This is a genomic window from Nocardia noduli, from assembly GCF_019038455.1.
GTDB classification, from domain to species: domain Bacteria; phylum Actinomycetota; class Actinomycetes; order Mycobacteriales; family Mycobacteriaceae; genus Nocardia; species Nocardia noduli.
This window is the reverse complement of sequence record NZ_JAFMPL010000142.1, coordinates 1-16491: the sequence shown is the minus strand read 5'-3', so window position 1 is coordinate 16491 and position 16491 is coordinate 1. Positions and strand designations below refer to the sequence as shown.

15 protein-coding genes are annotated in these 16491 nt (G+C 68.0%); 5 read left to right on the top strand and 10 right to left on the bottom strand.

Features of this window, described 5'->3' with window-relative positions; all coding sequences use genetic code 11:
• Window positions 1-542: ferredoxin reductase domain-containing protein (locus JZ792_RS37970; RefSeq protein WP_216917730.1), on the top strand; the 542-nt coding region annotated here is incomplete at its 5' end.
• A gap of 126 nt (window positions 543-668) precedes the next feature.
• Here the strand turns inward: JZ792_RS37970 and JZ792_RS37965 are convergent.
• The 6 genes from JZ792_RS37965 to JZ792_RS37940 all read right to left on the bottom strand — a co-directional run bounded on the left by JZ792_RS37965 (window position 669) and on the right by JZ792_RS37940 (window position 7578).
• Window positions 669-1838 carry a globin domain-containing protein gene (locus tag JZ792_RS37965; protein WP_216917729.1) on the bottom strand — a complete coding sequence of 390 codons (1170 nt, stop codon included), beginning with the start codon at window positions 1836-1838 and terminating at the stop codon, window positions 669-671.
• 750 nt (window positions 1839-2588) lie between these two features.
• Window positions 2589-2990 (bottom strand): heat shock protein transcriptional repressor HspR, encoded by a 402-nt coding sequence (locus JZ792_RS37960; protein WP_109523183.1) that lies wholly within the window; start codon window positions 2988-2990, stop codon window positions 2589-2591.
• Window positions 2990-4147 (bottom strand): molecular chaperone DnaJ, encoded by a 1158-nt coding sequence (gene dnaJ / locus JZ792_RS37955; protein WP_109523182.1) that lies wholly within the window; start codon window positions 4145-4147, stop codon window positions 2990-2992. The genes JZ792_RS37960 and dnaJ overlap by 1 nt, the downstream gene beginning before the upstream one ends.
• A 57-nt stretch (window positions 4148-4204) precedes the next feature.
• Complete coding sequence (gene grpE / locus JZ792_RS37950; RefSeq protein WP_216917728.1) at window positions 4205-4819, bottom strand: nucleotide exchange factor GrpE; 615 nt, start codon at window positions 4817-4819, stop codon at window positions 4205-4207.
• Window positions 4816-6663 (bottom strand): molecular chaperone DnaK, encoded by a 1848-nt coding sequence (gene dnaK, locus JZ792_RS37945; protein WP_216917727.1) that lies wholly within the window; start codon window positions 6661-6663, stop codon window positions 4816-4818. The genes grpE and dnaK overlap by 4 nt, the downstream gene beginning before the upstream one ends.
• A 411-nt stretch (window positions 6664-7074) precedes the next feature.
• Window positions 7075-7578 carry a MarR family winged helix-turn-helix transcriptional regulator gene (locus JZ792_RS37940; RefSeq protein WP_216917726.1) on the bottom strand — a complete coding sequence of 168 codons (504 nt, stop codon included), beginning with the start codon at window positions 7576-7578 and terminating at the stop codon, window positions 7075-7077.
• A 114-nt stretch (window positions 7579-7692) separates the two neighbouring features.
• Between JZ792_RS37940 and JZ792_RS37935 the strand changes: the two genes are divergently transcribed.
• From JZ792_RS37935 to JZ792_RS37925, 3 genes are all read left to right on the top strand, one after another.
• Window positions 7693-9399, top strand: a complete 1707-nt coding sequence (locus JZ792_RS37935) for an MFS transporter (protein ID WP_308165614.1) — start codon at window positions 7693-7695, stop codon at window positions 9397-9399.
• A complete protein-coding gene (locus JZ792_RS37930; protein WP_216917725.1) occupies window positions 9399-9698 on the top strand; it encodes a hypothetical protein in 300 nt (99 codons plus the stop codon). The genes JZ792_RS37935 and JZ792_RS37930 overlap by 1 nt, the downstream gene beginning before the upstream one ends.
• 113 nt (window positions 9699-9811) lie before the next feature.
• Entirely contained in the window at window positions 9812-10969 is a 1158-nt protein-coding gene (locus JZ792_RS37925; RefSeq protein WP_216917724.1) for a zinc-binding dehydrogenase, read from the top strand.
• A 250-nt stretch (window positions 10970-11219) separates the two neighbouring features.
• Here the strand turns inward: JZ792_RS37925 and JZ792_RS37920 are convergent, their stop codons facing one another.
• From JZ792_RS37920 to JZ792_RS37905, 4 genes are all read right to left on the bottom strand, one after another.
• Window positions 11220-11861, bottom strand: a complete 642-nt coding sequence (locus tag JZ792_RS37920) for an HhH-GDP family DNA glycosylase (RefSeq protein WP_216917723.1) — start codon at window positions 11859-11861, stop codon at window positions 11220-11222.
• Window positions 11862-12017: 156 nt separating this feature from the next.
• Window positions 12018-13535, bottom strand: a complete 1518-nt coding sequence (locus JZ792_RS37915; protein ID WP_438804430.1) for a dynamin family protein — start codon at window positions 13533-13535, stop codon at window positions 12018-12020.
• Window positions 13536-13549: 14 nt separating this feature from the next.
• Entirely contained in the window at window positions 13550-15448 is a 1899-nt protein-coding gene (locus JZ792_RS37910; RefSeq protein WP_216917722.1) for a dynamin family protein, read from the bottom strand.
• Between the two features lie 17 nt (window positions 15449-15465).
• Entirely contained in the window at window positions 15466-15882 is a 417-nt protein-coding gene (locus JZ792_RS37905; RefSeq protein ID WP_216917721.1) for a hypothetical protein, read from the bottom strand.
• On the opposite strand from JZ792_RS37905, the gene JZ792_RS37900 reads away from it, so the two are divergent.
• On the top strand, window positions 15853-16491 hold a 639-nt coding region (locus tag JZ792_RS37900), incomplete at its 3' end, for a hypothetical protein (protein ID WP_216917720.1). The genes JZ792_RS37905 and JZ792_RS37900 overlap by 30 nt on opposite strands.

Below are 16491 nucleotides of genomic sequence, written 5' to 3'. Positions count from 1 at the left end.
GGACCGTGCCGGGCGGATGGCTCAGCGGTCAACTGGTGGTCGATACCGAAGCCGGTGACGAATGGCGGATCTCGGCTCCAGCGGGTTCCTTCCGGGTCGATCCGGACGGCGACGACGTGGTGATGATCGCGGGCGGCACCGGCCTCGCGCCGATGCGGGCGATGATCCTGGAGTTGGCCAGGCGACCCGAGCCGCCGCGCACCTACCTGTTCGTCGGCGGACGCTACCCGCGCGACCTGTACGCCGCCGATATGCTGAGCATTCTCGCGGACGAACTCCCTTGGCTCACCGTGGTTCCGGTGGTGGACAACACCGAGGATCCCTCCTGGATCGACGAATGGCACCGGCGTTCCCAGGTCGATATCGGCTTCTCACAGGACGAATTGCTCCAGGGCAGCCTCGCCGATGTGGTCGGCTCGCACGGGGCTTTCACCTCGCATCAGGTACTGGTCTGCGGGTCGCCGGGGATGACGCGATCGACGGTGGATCGTCTGCTCGAGACCGGGACGCCCGCCGAGCGCATCCAGGTCGAAGGACTCTGACCATCCCGGTGCGGTGATCATCGTCCAGGCGAAGGCCGGGATCCATTCGCAGACTCGCGGATAGTAGTCACCCGCCTGGATCCCGGCCTTCGCCCGGACGAAGAGCCGCCGCCGGGCGGGATCCGCTCAGAACAGCGGATCGTGCCGGATGTTCTTCGTCTCGGTACCGGCCGCCATCAGCCGGAACTTGGTGGTCTGCACCATCGATGGCGAACCGACGATCTGCACATCGCGATCGGCCCACGACCCGAAACCCGCGACGATCTTGCCGATCTGTCCCGTCATCCGTGGTTCCAGACCGGGTAATTCCGGCGTGGGTTCACCGGAATCGACATACCACCACGGGTTCTGGTCGTTCTCCGCCACCGGGGTGACGGTGAGCCATTTGTTCGCCACGGCCAGTCGGCTCAGCGTCTCGAGTTCGTACAGATCGCACGGATAGTGACCGCCGACGAACAGGTGCACCTTGGGATTGGTTCGCCGCTGCGCCATCGACATGATCTGCGCGCGCAACGGCGCGATTCCGGTGCCGCAGCCGATCATCAGCATCTTGCGCTTGGTGTTGCGCGGCACCCCGAGACCGCCGAGCGGCGAACCGAGCAGCCACGTCTCCCCCAATTGGGTCTGGCCGACGATGGCCGGACTGACCCAGCCACCGAGCACGCTGCGAATGTGGAATTCGATCTCGCAGTTGGCGTTCGCGGGCACGGCGGGTGAGAGGTAGCGCCACATCCGAGGTCGGGACGGCACCTGCACGCTCATGTACTGGCCCGCGGCATAGCTCATCGGTTTGTCCAGTTGCAGTCGCACGACGGTGAGATTGCGTAGCACCGAACGGGACTCGACGACGGTGCCCGACCAGACCGCGGGCGTCTTCTCCTGATCGGCCGCGCCGATCATGGTCTCGGCGATGACGGTCAATCCGTCGTCCCAGGCCTGCTCGACCTCGTCGGTCCACATCTCGGTACCGGCGAAGCGACGCATCGCGGTTTTCAACGAGGTGGCCACCGCGACGTAATGTTCCGGCTTGACGCCGTATTTGCGATGGTCGCGCCCCAGTTGGGCGAGGAATGGTAGTAACTTGTTCGGCTCCTCGAGCCGATCGAGCGTGTAGGAAATGGCCTTGACCAGCCGGTCACGCTGCGAGTCCATCGCCGCGGGAAAGAAATCGCGGACGTGGGGGTAGTCCGTGAACAATGTCGCATAGAACGAACTGGCCAGTTTCTCCGGACCCCCCTCCTCCGCAGCAACCGCCTTGAACGTGGTTCTGATCAAAGCGACGGTGCGCGAATCCATTTGCGTCACAACCCCATTTCGCACTCGGAACACATAACGTGCCAGCGAGTGAGGTGCCGCGGGACACTCGTCAGCAGCCGATGCCAAGGAGTGTAGGCGAGGTTTGCCAGCTACGGAACGTCACTGTTAAACATCAAGCGTGTAATTTCTACGAAACGAGGATGGATAATGAGAAACACGCGAGAAACCGACTGAAAGACCGTTAATACCAGGTCGATTCGGACACCCATCCACCGAATCCGCACGATCCGTTTTGCAAGCTTCGTCCGAATCCCGTCCCCGGAGCGACTTTTCGGCAACTCGAGCGCGGTCACCCGCCGCCGACACGGCTCGGGCGGAGGCGGAACGCGAGCGGGGCGAGGGCTGCGGCGCGACCGATGATCCGGCGGCGCGATGCCCGAATCCGAACGGCCGGATTCGGATCCGGACCCGCTTACCGTCGGCTAACGAATCCACGCGGCGGGAGGGGAAATCCCGAGGCATCCGACCATTTCCGACGCGGTCCGGAAATCGGGGACCCGATCGGAAGTTTGCCGAATGGTTTCCCCCGATCGGTGCGCACCACCGCGACGTCCGCTCGCCCATCACGACACGATCCCGAACCGACGCGACGCGTATTTGTCCACAGGTGTGAACAGGGGGCTTGCACAGCTGTGGAATACCGGCGCGGACTCCCGCGAAACGACTTCGGGCCCCGGATTCCGGCACACGCGAAGTGCGCCGAGCCCGGGGCCCGAAGTTTTCGTGAACTCAGCGCTGGTGGCGTGGTTTCCACACCACCAGTGCGGTACTGCGTTGCGGCGGCGCGAAATCCGGCCGGTACCCCGCACGCAGTCGTTCCAGCTCGGCCGCCATCTCGGCGACGGTCTGCTGCAACTCCTCCACCTGGTTGGTCAATTCGATGATCCGTTTGATACCCGCCAGGTTGACGCCCTCGTCCTGGGACAGCCGCTGCACTTCGCGCAGCAACTCCACATCCCTTGCCGAATAACGCCGCCCGCCGCCCGAAGTGCGTTGCGGCGTCACCAGTCCGAGGCGGTCATAGGTGCGCAGAGTCTGCGCGTGCATGCCCGCCAACTGGGCCGCCACCGAGATCATGAAGAACTCGGCACGCGAGGCCCCACCGGAGGCCTTCTTCGGATCAGTGGACATTACGCACCTGCCCATCCGGCGCGGGGATCGAACCCGCTGGTCTGTTCCGCCTCCGCGTAGCGTCGCAGCGCTTCGGCGGCACTGTCGTCGAGCTTCTGCGGCACCGCGACCTTGACGGTGACCAGCAGGTCACCGGCGCCGCCGCCGCGCTTGGGCACACCGCGCCCGCGCACCCGCAGAATCCGGCCGTCGGCCGTGCCCGGAGGCACCTTGACCCCGACCCGACCCTCCAGCGTCGGCACGGAAACCGTTGTCCCCAGGACCAACTCACTGTAACTGACCGGCAGCACCAGGGTCAGGTCGTCGCCGTTGCGGCCGAATACCTTGTCCTGGCTGACGTGCACGCTCACGTACAGATCGCCCGAGGGCGCGCCGCGTAATCCCGCCTCGCCCTGTCCTGCCAGCCGGATCCGCTGCCCGTCACCGACTCCGGGCGGAATCCGCACCGTGATGGTGCGGGTCCGGTTCTGGATGCCGGTGCCACGGCAGTCGACGCAGGGATCGTCGATGATCGATCCGGTGCCTCGGCAGTCGTCGCACGGCTCGCTGAAGCCGAACGCGCCCTGATTGCGGCTGATGACGCCCGCGCCGTTGCAATGCGGGCAGACCCGGGGACTGGTCCCCGGCTTCGCGCCGCTGCCGTGACAGGTGGTGCACGGCGAGGGACTGGTCATCCGCAGCGGAACGGTGACGCCCTGTGCGGCCTCGCGGAATCCGAGTGTCGTCTCGGTCTCCACATCGGCGCCGCGGCGCGGACGGTTCGTCGTCCGCGCGCCGCCCCGATTGAACAGGCCGCCGAGCAGATCTCCGAGGCCACCGTCGCCCGCGTTGGCGTTGCCGAAGATATCGCCGATATTGAAATCCTGCGAGAATCCGCCCGCCGCACCGGGAGTGAACCCACCGCGGCCGTAGCCGCCACCCGCGAACAACTTGCGGGTGTCGTCGTACTCCTTGCGTTTGGCCGGATCCGACAGCACGGCGTGCGCCTCGCTGACGGTCTTGAACCGCTCTTCTGCCTTGGCGTCACCCGGATTGGCGTCCGGATGCAGATCACGGGCGAGCTTGCGATACGCCTTCTTGATCTCGTCCTGCGAGGCGCTGGAGGAGACACCCAGCTCCTTGTAGAAGTCCTTTTCGATCCACTCCCGTTGACTCACCCGGTCTCTCCTCCTCTCACGGTGTCGGATATTCGGCGTTCGCGGCTTCCCGCGGGTCTACCGGTTGTTCGCTTCGGCATCAGCATCCGAAGCCTCTGTCTCGGATGGCTCGACCGGTTCGGCCGTGTCGGCCACCGCGTCGGTCACTGCGACGAGCGCGTGTCGAAGCACCCTGTCGCCGAATCGATAACCCTTGCGCATGACGATGCCGATCACCGGATCGTGCCCGGAACCCTCGTGCTGCACGGCCTCGTGCAGGGTCGGGTCGAAGGGATCGCCCTCGGCCCCGAACTCCTCCAGGCCCTGCTTGCGCAGCGCGTCGGCGAGCTTGTCGGCCACCGACCGCAGCGGCCCGGTCTCCAGATCGCCGTGCGCCCTCGCCCGGTCGAGATCGTCGAGCACTCCGAGCAATTCGGTGACCACCGAGGCCTTCGCCGCGTCGATCGCGGTCTTGCGATCGCGATCGACGCGACGGCGGTAGTTGGCGTATTCGGCCGTCAACCGTTGCAGGTCGGCGGTGCGCTCGGCGAGCTCACCGCTGGTGTCGGCAGGTTCGGCAGCGGCGGCGGAACCGTTCTCGGCCGCCTGCTCCCTGATCTCACCGGTTTCCGGATCGATCTTCCTGTTGTCGACGACGGTGATCGGCTCCTGCTCGGAGTTGCCCTGAGTCACTTCTTCTCCGTGTCGACCGGCTCGTCGACGACCTCGGCATCCACGACCTGGTCATCGTCGGCGGGGTTGGGCGTGCCGTTGCCGTTCGCTGACTGCTCGGCGGCCGAGGCCTCGTAGATGGCCTGGCCCAGCGCCTGCGATTCGGTGGCGAGCTTCTCCACCGCGGCCTTCACGGCCGCGATATCGGTGCCCTTCAGCGCCTCGTTCGCCTCGGCGATGGCCGCCTCGACCTTGGACTTCACGTCCGCGGGCACCTTGTCCTCGTTGTCCTTGATGAACTTCTCGGTCTGGTGCACCAGCGACTCGGCCTGGTTGCGGGTCTCGGCCTCCTCGCGGCGGGCCTTGTCCTCGGCGGCGTGCGCCTCGGCGTCCTTGACCATCCGGTCGATCTCCTCCTTGGACAGGCCGGAGCCGTCCTGGATCTTGATCGTGTTCTCCTTGCCGGTGCCCTTGTCCTTGGCCGTCACGTGGACGATGCCGTTGGCGTCGATGTCGAAGGTGACCTCGATCTGCGGCACGCCGCGCGGGGCCGGCGGGATACCGGTCAGCTCGAACGATCCGAGCAGTTTGTTGTGCGAGGCGATCTCGCGCTCGCCCTGGAACACCTGGATCTGCACCGACGGCTGGTTGTCGTCGGCCGTGGTGAAGGTCTCCGAGCGCTTGGTCGGGATGGTGGTGTTGCGCTCGATGAGCTTGGTCATCACCCCGCCCTTGGTCTCGATGCCCAGCGACAGCGGGGTCACATCGAGCAGCAGGACGTCCTTGACCTCGCCCTTGAGCACACCGGCCTGGAGAGCCGCGCCGACGGCGACGACCTCGTCCGGGTTCACGCCCTTGTTCGGCTCCTGGCCGCCGGTGAGCTCCTTGACGAGCTCGGTGACGGCGGGCATGCGGGTGGAACCACCCACGAGCACGACGTGGTCGATGTCCTTGACCGAGATGCCCGCGTCCTTGATCACGGACTGGAACGGCGCGCGGGTGCGGTCGAGCAGGTCCGAGGTGATCTTCTGGAATTCGGCGCGGGTCAGCTGCTCGTCGAGGAACAGCGGGTTCTTGTCGGCGTCGACGGTGATGTAGGGCAGGTTGATCGAGGTGCTCTGCGAGGAGCTCAGCTCGATCTTGGCCTTCTCGGAGGCCTCGCGCAGCCGCTGCAACGCCATCTTGTCCTTGGTCAGGTCGATGCCCGCGCTGGCCTTGAACTTGTCGACCAGCCAGGAGACGACACGCTCGTCCCAGTCGTCGCCACCGAGGTGGTTGTCACCGGAGGTCGCGCGGACCTCGACGACACCCTCACCGATTTCCAGCAGCGAGACGTCGAAGGTACCGCCACCGAGGTCGAAGACCAGGATGGTCTGCTCCTTGTCGCCCTTGTCCAGGCCGTAGGCCAGGGCCGCGGCGGTGGGCTCGTTGACGATGCGCAGCACGTTCAGACCGGCGATCTGGCCGGCTTCCTTGGTGGCTTGGCGCTGGGCGTCCTCGAAGTAGGCGGGAACGGTGATCACCGCGTCGGTGATCTCCTCGCCCAGGTAGGACTCCGCGTCGCGCTTGAGCTTCATCAGCGTGCGCGCGCTGATCTCCTGCGGGGTGTAGCTCTTCCCGTCGATCTCCACGTTCCAGTCGGTGCCGATATGGCGCTTCACGGAGCGGATGGTGCGGTCGACGTTGGTGACCGCCTGGTTCTTCGCCGGCTGTCCGACGAGGACCTCACCGTTCTTGGCGAACGCGACGACGGACGGGGTGGTGCGCGATCCTTCAGAGTTGGCGACCACAACGGGCTCGCCGCCTTCGAGAACGGCGACGACCGAGTTCGTGGTCCCGAGGTCGATTCCGACCGCACGAGCCATGGTGATTCCTCCTAGTTGACGAAAACTTGTTGTGTGGGTGCCGGGCGGGGGCCGCCCTGCGACGCGGTGGGCCCGAGTCGGGCTTTTCCGCTGCCGCGAGACCTCGCCCCAGACACCTCACGGAGCACGGTCCCAGCAATGCTGAGTGTGGTCGGCTCAATCCTGCACCCGATTCCGTCCGGGAGTCAACTTGAACTTGAGTCGATATCACTCAACCTTGTCGAAAGGCTCAACGGGCGGTCGGCCGAAAAGATTCCCGGACGCCGAAGAAAGTCCGCCCGCGCCGCCATTCTCGTCAGACGGACACGCACCTGCCACCGCGCCGCGACAATGTGCGTCAGTTGTGACCCGACGATCCCGAGCGATGTGTCGCCGAGCGGTCGGTCACAGGGCGGTCAGCTACAGGGGCGGTCAGCTACAGGGCGGTGGCGCGCTCCGGTCGCCGGTGAGTCCCGGATGGATGCCGCGACGCAGCCCGTTGTCCACCGACAGCCGTTGCAGCAGCGCGAGCAACGTCGCCCTGTCCTGCGCGCCGAAGTTCGCGAACAGTTCCGACTCCAGGGCGTCGACGGCCTCGTACGCGCGGGCCAGCACCTCGTGCGCCGCGGGCAGCAGATAGACCGCGTGGGCGCGCCGATCGGTGGGATGTTTGCGGCGCTCGACCAGTTCGCGTTTCTCCAACTCGTCGACCAGCCCGACCATGACATTGCGATGGATGCCGAGGGTCTCGCACAGCTGCTGCTGCGATTGCCCGTCGTGTTCGCGCAACAGCCGGAGCATGCCGAAATGACGGGGGCCGATACCGGCGGGTTCGAGCAGGTCGGAGAAGCGGCCCGCGGTATGCGAACCGAGCTGACCGAGCAGGAAGGCCGGGCGCTCGAACAGCGACGCGGGGGACGGATCGACGTCGGTCACCCCGCTAGCATAGCGCACTTAATGCACACTTAAGGATTGCCATCTTGATTGATAGTCACTTGAGGTGCATAGTTTGGGAGTCGGCACATCCCATCGAATCGAAGAGAGAACGCCGTGGAACCCGACCTCGAAAACCCGCCCGACTCCCCCACGCAGGATCCGCGTCGCTGGATCGCCTTCGCCGTCGTCCTGGCGGCGGGCTTCATGGACCTGCTCGACGTCACGATCGTCAATGTCGCGATCCCCAGCATCCAGAACGATCTGGGAGTCGAGTACTCGCAGCTGGAATGGATCATCGCCGCCTACGTACTGTCCTTCGCCGCGGTGCTCATCACCGGCGGCCGACTCGGCGACATCTACGGGCGCAAACGCGTCTTCCTCGTCGGCATGGCGGGTTTCACCCTCGCCTCGGCGGCCTGCGGACTGAGCGCCGATCCCGCCGCGCTCATCGCCTCCCGTTTCGCCCAGGGCGCTATGGCGGCGCTGATGGTGCCGCAGATCCTCGCCATCATCCGCACCACCTTCCCGAAAGAGGAACGGGCCAAGGCGATCGCGATCTACAGCGGCGTCGGCGGATCCGCGTCGGCGGTCGGTCTGGCGCTGGGCGGGGTGCTCGTGGAATGGGATCTGTTCGGATTGGCGTGGCGGCCGATCTTCCTGGTCAACATTCCGGTGGGCATCGTCGCGCTCGTCGCGGCCGCGGTGTTCATGAACGATTCCCGCTCGTCGAACCCGCCGCGACTCGACGTCATCGGCATGGTGCTCGCCATCGGGGCGATGCTGCTGCTCGTCTTCCCGCTCGCCGAAGGACGCCGACTCGATTGGCCCGCATGGACTTTCGTCATGATGGCGGTGGCGGCGGCCACCTTCGCGGCCTTCATCGCCTACGAGCGGCGACGAGCGCGGACCGTTGGCTCGCCGCTGGTCGACCTCGACCTGTTCCGCTCGCGCCCCTTCGCCCTCGGACTCGGCAGCTGGCTGGCGTTCTGGATCGGGCTCGGCGGCTTCTTCCTGGTGTGGACGCTGTTCATGCAGGCCGGTCTGGGCTGGTCGCCGATGCGGGCCGGGCTCACCTCGGTGTTCTTCGCGGTGGGCGCGGGTATCGGGGCCGGGGTGTCGGTCGGCGTGCTCGCGCCGCGTTTCGGCAGGCGAGTGCTGATCGCGGGCGGCCTGGCGAACGCCGCGGGCTTCGGCCTCTACGGCTGGCTCGCCGCCCACTACGGCGCGGACATGACCTCCCCGCAGATGGTTTTCCCGCTGCTGCTGACCGGCGCGGGCTTCGGCATGGTGGTCGCGCCGACCATCGATCTGCTGCTCGGTCAGGTGCCCGCGCGCGAGGCCGGGTCGGCGTCGGGCCTGCTCAACACCGGCCAGCAATTGGGCACCGCGCTCGGCGTCGCGTTGGTGGGCGTCGTCTTCTTCACCCAACTCGATCACGATTCCGCGCGCGGCGTGGAAGCGGTGGTCCCGCAGGTGCGCGCCGAACTCAGCGCGGCGGGGGTGCCCGAACCCGGCGTGCGGGAGATACTCGCCGATTTCGCCGCCTGCGTGCGCGATCGGTCCGCGCAGGTCGATCCCACCGCGATCCCGGACAGTTGCCTTTCCCCCGCGGGACCGGAGGGCGGGACCGTCGGACAGATACTGACCGACGCCGGGAGCGAGGCCAACGCGGTGAACTTCGCCCACACCTTCCGCTACACGCTCTGGTTCGGGATCGGCCTGCTCGCTCTGGTCTGCCTCGGATTCCTGGCCCTGCCGCGCGAAGCCACACTCGAAGCGCACGAATTCGACGATCGCGTTCAGGAAGGAGCGCCGGTGTGATGGACGTACTCGTCGTAGGCCGCAGCCGATCGACGGTGGATGCCGCCATCGGACTGCTGGAGACGTGGGGATTCGCCGCCCGGGGTGTCACCGCGGACGAGGAGGCGCTGACGGCGCTCGACAGCCGGCGATTCCGCGTCCTGGTGATCGGCGGCGGCGTCGAGCGGACCTCACGTGACCGGTTGAAGGCCAGCGCGAGCCGCCACGGCCTCACCGTTGTCGAAGTTCGACGCAACGGCCGGGACCTGGAGGTATACCTGCGCGAGGAGGTCGTCCCGGTGCTGCGCGAACCGGATTGACGCAGTGGGTGGGAGTCCGTGGGCGACTCCCACCCACGAGGGCCGCGCCGGGAGATCCGGGCCGGTGGACCGCAGTAACGTGGGCCGCACATCATCGACGCGAGGAGATCGTCATGCGGGCCGCGGTCGTCACGAACACCGAATTCACGGTCGAGGATCTGCCCACCCCGGTACCCGGACCCGGGCAGATCCTCATCGACGTCACCCGCTGCGGAATCTGCGGCTCCGACCTGCACGCCCGCACCCACGCCGACGCCATGGCGGACCTGGCGGCGGCCACCGGCTACGACCGATTCATGCGGACATCGCAGAGCGTTGTCCTCGGACACGAATTCAGCGGTGCGATAGTCGATTACGGCCCGGACTGTCATCGACGCTGGCGTACCGGAACACCGGTGGTCGCCCTGCCGATCGTGCGCCGCGACGGCGAACCGCATCTGACCGGGCTGTCCACCGCCGCGCCCGGCGCCTACGCCGAGCAGGTGGTCGTGCAGGAATCGATGACCATGCCGATACCGAACGGACTGTCCGCCGAACGCGCCGCCCTCACCGAACCCATGGCCGTGGCCTGGCACGCGGTGCGCAGGGGACAGGTCGGCAAAGGACAGACCGCGTTCGTCATCGGATGCGGTCCGATCGGGCTCGCGGTGATCACGATGTTGAAAGCCGCGGGCGCGCGCACCGTGATCGCCAGCGATTTCTCCCCGCGCCGCCGCGAACTGGCGACGGTGTGCGGCGCCGATATCGTCGTCGACCCGGCGGCCGGATCACCCTGGGACGCCGCGCCGAAACGCAGGATCAACGGCGTCACCGACATCCTCGGACTCGGCTTCGACACCATGGAGAAACTGCGCGGCACCCCGAAACTGCCGTGGTGGTACGCGTTCCGGCTGGCCGGGAAACTGGACGCCGGACCGAAAGGGCCGGTGGTGTTCGAATGCGTCGGGGTGCCCGGCGTCATCGACCAGATCATCACCGCCGCACCGCCACTCACCAGGGTCGTTGTCGTCGGCGTCTGCATGGAGACCGACCGGTTCCAGCCCGCCATGGCCGTCAACAAGGAAATCGACCTGCGTTTCGCCTTCGGTTACGACCCCGGCGAATTCCGCGACACGCTGCACCTCATCGCCGACGGCACGGTGAATCCCGCGCCGCTGATCACCGGCACCGTCGGACTCGACGGCGTCGGCAACGCGTTCGCCGCCCTCGCCGATCCGGGGGCGCACGCCAAGATTCTGATCGATCCCGCCGGGCGGGCTCTCACGCCGTGAGGGTGGTCGAGGCGCCGGCGGTCGCTGTTCGGTGACCGCGTCGGCACGCCGTCGACCTTGTCCCGGCGACCGGGGGCAACACGCTGGCGGCGTGTTTCCCGGCGACCAGGGCAGCACGCCGTCAGCCCTCTGCCCGGCGACCAGGACACACGCCGTCGACCCCGCCGTCGGCGACCGGGCCAGCACGGCGCAGGGTCCATCGGCACCGACCGAGGTCGGACGCGGCAGGTTCTACTCCCGACGGCTGCGATCAGGACGCCGTGGCGTGGACTCGTTCGGCCAGGTCGTCATCGAGGGTGACGCGGACCAGTGCCGCGGCGAGGGCCGCCGAACGGCGCGGGGCCAGATCCGCCAGTTCCACGGGCTTGCCGGGGAGGTCGAGGCGGCGCGCGCCCTGTAAGGCGCGATCGTCGAAATAGGGCCGGACCCACGGCCACACCTGCTGCACTTCGCGCAGGAATATCGCGCTCCCGGTCGGGCCTATCCCCTTGAACTGTTCGAGCAACCGGGCGGCGCGCCGCCGATCACCGTCGGCCTGCTCGGCGAGTTTGCGCAGGTCACCGTCGAAGCGGTCGATCACATCGGTGGCGACCTCGCCGAGACGGGTCGCGGTGCTCTCGTCGTAACGGCGGTAGTGGGCTCTGCCGAGCGCGTCGACGAGTTCCTGCCATCCGGCATCGGCGATTCGCTGCGGTGTCCTATAGCCGCTTTTCACGAGTTCCTCCGCCGCGGCGACGGCGACCCGGGCCGAAATTCTCGCGCTCAGCAATTCGGCCAGCACCAAGAGTTGGAAAAGCGGCGCGGGTTTGTCCGCGAGGGAGATTCCGGCCTCCTCCGCGAAGGTGGTCCCGGCCTGTTCCAGAAGTTCCTCGACTACCTGTCGTTCAGTCATCACGACCTCCAGACGCTCGGATACCGATCGCCTACCCCGCGCCGCGCTGTTCACACCGGATTTCGGTGGCAACGACGATTTCGCAGGGCCTCATCGACCGCATGCGCACGCCGGGCCAGATCCGCGCGGCTCGGCGGGTGTCCGGAACGTCGGTGATCACTCAGCCGGTGAGAGGCCGAGGGTCCCTTCCGCGCTGCGGGCGGCGGTGAGACAGGCCGAGCGGGTGAACTGGTCGGCCAGGGGATGACGTGCGCGGTCGCGCCATTTGCGCACGGCGGCGACGGCGGCGGCGCGCTGCTGGTCGGGGGAGGTGTCGGGGGGTATGCCCAGGCGCAGGTGCGCGGCGATTCCCGAACCGCCGATCAGGCGATGGAGTTCGGCCAGGTCGGCCGGGGGGAGGGTCAGTTCGTCGGTGCGCAGGCGACCGAGCAGCCGGAGTTCGGCGAAACCGTGCACGTCGGCGAGCAGGGTGCCGACCCGAGGACGAAGGCGATCGGCCGCGGTGCCCGGATACGCGGCGAGCACCCCCGCCAGCGCCGACAGCGCCGAATGGGCTTTGAGCTGGTCGGCGCGCTGTCCGAACTGCACGTCGAGGACCGAACGTAATTCGTCGACACCGCTGCGGTCGGTCAATTCGGCGGCGAGGGTGGCCGAATCGCGGACACCGAGTCGAATCAGGGTGACCGCCATACGGATTCCGAACATGCCGAATCGTTCGGACAGCTGCGCGCGCAACTCCGGCGCGACCGGGAGCGCGATATCGGGGCGGGCGAAACGGTCCACCGACAGCATCGCGGCGCCGAGTTCGTCGACCGGGACACCCGCCAGCGCCTCGAAAGCCGTGAACTCCTGCTGGCGCAGGGTCGCCGCGGCGAAAGCCAGCAGACCCGCGACCGGAATGACGGCCTGGCACAGGCCCGTTCGCTCCAACTCCCCCGCGAACCGGACCGCGACGTCACGCGCCGAATGCAGGGCGTCGATACGACCGGCGCCGATCTCGTCGGCCCGGGAAACCACCCCGACCACACCGAGCGGGCCGCCCCGACCGGCGCGCGCGCCGATACGTTCGAGGAAGGTGATATCGGTGGCATCGAGTCTGCGCAGCAGGTAGACGACCGCGTCGGCGCCGGGCAGGATCGGCCCGGCCCCGCGACCGGACCGGTCGTCCTCCGGGGTGAGCAGGCGCGCGGTGCGCATCGACACTTCCCGCGATAGCGACGAGGTGCCCGGCGTATCGATGATGGTGGTGGCGGCGAGTGTCGCCGACGGCCACTCCACTTCGAGGTGATCCACCGGGCGCGGCCCGGGCGCGTTCCAGTTCAGGCGTTCCAGATCGAAGGTCAGCCCGTGGGTGCCGCCGCCACGGCGCACCACCACATTGGCGGTGGAACCGTCCGGGGCGTATGCCGTGACGCCGGGGGTCGAACCGTGGCGGTACCAGGTGACGACGCGGGTGCATTCGGTGGCGTCGGTCGGCGCGATGTCCTGGCCGACCAGCGCGTTCAGCAGCGTCGACTTACCGGCCTTGATCGAACCCGCCAACGCCACCCGCAACGGCTGCTCCAGGCGTCGGGCGCATTCGGCCAGCAGCGCGCGCGCTCGCGGCTCGCGCGCGAATTCCTGCCGTGCGGCACCGACCAGCCGATGTGCCTCGGCCACGATGCCGGGCGCGATCCCGGTCTCGCTGTTCACGGGGTTACCGTACCGACGCTCCTTTCCTCGGGTGCGGCAACGGGGGTCGCGGTGCCGGTCGCGGCGATGGCCCGCTGCCCCGCGTCGGCATGCCTGCGCAGTTCCGCGACGGCGCGCAGTTGCTGTTCGAGTACCTGGCAACGTTCGGTGCGCCTCGCCGCCTCCATCGACGCCGCCTCCTGCGCGGCCCGCAGCGAATCGTCGATCGAGCGCAGACTGCGTTCGGCCACGCCGCTGTAGTGATCGCGCAGCGCGCGGTGGATCCGGTGCAGCCGGTCCTTGGAATCCTTGCCCGCCTGGAAGGCGACATCGTCGACGAAACGGCGCAACGCCGTCTTGGCCTCGTTGCGTCTGCGCGCCAGTCGGGCCTGCTTGTCGTCGCGGAATGCCTTGCCGCCCACGATGACACCCGCCCCGATGGATATCGGATTGAGCATGGCGAGTCCCGCGAACGTGGTGGCGAGTCCGACCATGAGGACGCCGCCGTAGGAACCTCGCATACCGACGAGCAGTTTGCTCGCGAAACCGATATCCGGCTCCAAATCACCGAGAGTGCCCGCACCGGAACGGGATTCGTCGTTGTCGTGACCCGTGCGCACATCGGGCAGTTCGACCGCGCCCACATCGGTGAAATGTTCGGCGACCCGTTCGGCCAGTAGGACCGCGCGCCGATGAGTCCAGAGCAGATTGTCACCGATCGCGGTATCGACCGTGCCCGTGAGCCATTCGGCGATGCTGTCCCAGCTGCGGCCGGGATCGTTCTCGTCGATCCATTCCTCCCCGGTACGGGCGATGCCGCGCAGCCGATCTCGCAGATCGTGATCGACGTCGCCCGCCAGATCGGTGATGCCGTCCGCGAGCGTCTGCTGCCACGCCGCCGTCCGCCGCTGCAACTGTTCTGCCGAGGCGCGCGCGGACTGCAATTCGCCGATCGCCGCGGCACCCTGACCCGGATCACGCAGCGCGACCAGCTCACTGCCCAGCGCCAACGCCAGATGTTCGGCGGCCGAATGGATGTCGCGGGCGACCAGCTCCCTGGTCGCGGCCTGATCGCGGGCGACGACCTGGTCGCGCAGGAACTGATACAGCACACCGAATCCCGATTCGACACCGAGTTGGGCGTCCTGCAACCGCAGCGCGTGCGATCGCAGCAGCGACGACACCGGAATGATCGGCACTTCGAGTCGGGCCGCGCCGATATGGCGCAGATCGGCCTCGTGCACCCGCCGCCAGTGCGGATACATATCGGTCTTGGTGAGCAGCAGCGCGACATTCGGGCACAGTTCCCGGACCTGACGCAGGAACGCGAGTTCCGGTTCGGTCAGTTCGGTGGACGCGTCGGAGAGCACGAGCACCGCGTCCGCTCCCTGCGCCATGCCGAGAACCCCTGCCGCACCGGAACTTCCGTGCCCGCCGACCCCCGGGGTGTCGACCAGGACGATACCGTCGGCCAGCAGCGGATTCGGCAACTCCACCTCCCAGCGCAGGATTCGTCGGCCCTGCGTGATCGGTGAGCGCGCGGTGACCGAGCCGAGTTCCTCGATCGGAACCTCGACGCGGGTTTCCTGCGCTCCCTGCTGCGGACCCGCGAGCACCAGCACGGCCCGCGCCTTCGGGCCCGGAGCGAGCAGCATTGGCGCCGTCGTCGTGGTGTCGTCGCCCACCGGGCAGATGTCGATATCGAGCAGGGCGTTGACGAAACGGCTCTTACCCTGGTCCGACTGTCCGGTGACGACGATGCGGCGGCGCGGATCGCGCACCCGGCCCGCCGCCGCCTCCAGGCGGCCGACCAGATCGTCACGCCCTGCCGCGCGCGCCGCCGCGATGGTGTCGGCGAGCACCGCCAGCAGCGGTACCGCGGGCGCGGCGGGCGGAGTGGTTGTCTGAGTCCCCATCGCGGTGTCGACCTCTTTCAGTGCAGGAACGCGTCGGCGGACGGATCGATCCCTGCGTCGACAGCGGAGTCGGCCGCGCCGAACAACCCGGCCTCACCGGTGACCGAACTGTCGAGACCCGAACCGAATGCGCTCGAAACATCCAGCGACGACCAGGTATTCGCGGTCGAGGACAGCGCGCTCGACGCCGTCGCACCGACACCGTGGCCGTAATCGGCCTGCGCGCCGGTGTCGAACGACCCCGCGCCGGCGGCCGAACCACCCGCGCCGACACCGTAATCCACGGCACCGCCGAGCCCGGAGGCCGCGCCGGCGCCCAGTTCACCGCCGGTCGTGAGACCCGAATCGAGTCCGCCGGTCAGACCGCCACCGGTCGACAGGCCCGTCTCCAGACCCGAGCCGATATGGCCGGACGAATCCAGCCCCGACGTCAAACCGCCTGCCGCACCCGCGCCGAGGTCCGCCGCGGTGCCGAGGCCGGTCTCCAGTCCGGAACCCACCTGCCCCGCACCACCGAATGCGCCACCGACGCCTACCTGGCCCGCACCGCCGAGGGCTCCATCAGCGCCGACGTGGCCTGCGCTATCGAACGCGCCGGAAAGTCCGGACTCCACACCGGCACCCACCTGACCCACGCCTCCCAGAGCCCCCGACAGTCCCGTTTCGATACCGGAACCCACCTGACCGGCCACTCCGAGCGCACCGTCGACACCCGCACCGGCCTGACCTGCGCCGCCGAGCGCACCACCGACGCCCGCGCCGACCGCGCTCGCACCACCGAGCGCGCCGGACAGTCCGGACTCCAACCCGCTACCCACCTGACCGGCCGCACCGAGCGCGCCTTCAACACCGGCACCGGCCTGACCTGCGGCACCGAGGGCACCACCCGGACCGGCAGCGAGACCTCCGCCGAGTCCGACGCCGGAATCCACTGCCGCACCGAGCCCCGCCCCCGCCTGCCCCGCTCCACCGAGCCCGATCGACAGCCCGGAGTCCACGTCGGAGCCGAGTTGCCCGGCAGCGCCGAGAGCTCCGGAAAGTCC